The 1,280-nt window shown below is 39.7% G+C and carries 1 protein-coding gene; it reads left to right on the plus strand.

What is annotated here, in order from left to right; genetic code table 11:
• Positions 1 to 1,280: hypothetical protein (locus tag ACP6PK_RS20480; RefSeq protein ID WP_426562173.1), on the plus strand; the 1,280-nt coding region annotated here is incomplete at both ends.

Here is a 1,280-nt window from a genome sequence, read left to right on the forward strand (position 1 = left end):
AACACAAAACGAAGAAACAACACAAAACGAAGAAACAACACAAAACGAAGAAACACCAGAAAGCGAAGAAACAACACAAAACGAAGAAACACCAGAAAGCGAAGAAACACCAGAAAGCGAAGAAACTGATGATGGTGGTGGTGGTGGTGGTGGCGGTGGTGCTGTGGGTGGTGCTGTGGGTGGTGCTGTGGGTGGTGCTGTGGGTGTTGGTGGTGGTGGTGCTGTGGGTGGTGCTGTGGGTGTTGGTGGTGGTGGTGCAGATGGTCATGGGGATCATGAGAATTCTCAAAATGAAATGGAAGAACAGGAGGAAGAAAATGATCGATCTGAAGAGGAGAAAGAGGAAGATTTAGAATCTGCTAAGAACAGATTACAAGAAATTCTTGACAAATCTAAAAAGACAACAGAAGTCGAAAAGCATTTTCCTGCTGTTAAAGAAGAATTTCAACTCAAGGATATTAGGTGGGAAAACCTACTCACGCCTGATTCTGCCTTGGTCATAGAAATTAATCCTCAGGACCGACTTGACTTGACACCAAATAAAATCATAGTTGATTTAAATATACTTTTTGGTCTACCATCCCAGCCTGTGGAATATACACCGGGTTGGATCAAGACTCCTGAGGGAGATCAGTCAGTTGGAAACAAAATGGAAGGGAGAATAGGGCCTTATCACATAATAGGACATGGGCCAGAGGATCTCGGATTACTAACTGCTTATTTACCGACACACTCATCATTACCTGGTGACAGGAAATATATAAGAGGTCATCTTCTTAATCATCACCTTGGAGGAAACGGATACAACGAAAATCTTTATCCCATCACTGCTACAGCAAATGCACGGCATCTTAATCAAGTAGAAAAACATGTAAAAAGATGGGTTGATACAGAAAATTCTTGGGTTCATTACATAGTAGAAGTTGATGAAAAAGAAGTTTATCTCGCTCAGGGAGATATCACTAACAACGTGATTAATGCTGATTTTATTTGTTATGCATATAAATTGGATACTGATGGAAGGGAGGTATGGGATGGTACTCAGATCCATGGAAGAAGGATTGAGTCAAGATTGAATATTAGTAGTTCAGGAAATAATGGTTGTCCTGCTCAAAATTCTCCAGGTCAAGCAAGATCATTGTCAAATGAAGAATGTATAAACGAACTAGATACACCTAATAATGAAAACGAACTAGATATACCTAATAATGAAAACGAACTAGATATACCTAATAATGAAAACGAACTAGATACACCTAATAATGAAAACGAACTAGATA

This window comes from Dapis hubbardiae BLCC-M172, assembly GCF_050016015.1.
Classification (GTDB): Bacteria; Cyanobacteriota; Cyanobacteriia; order Cyanobacteriales; family Microcoleaceae; genus Trichodesmium.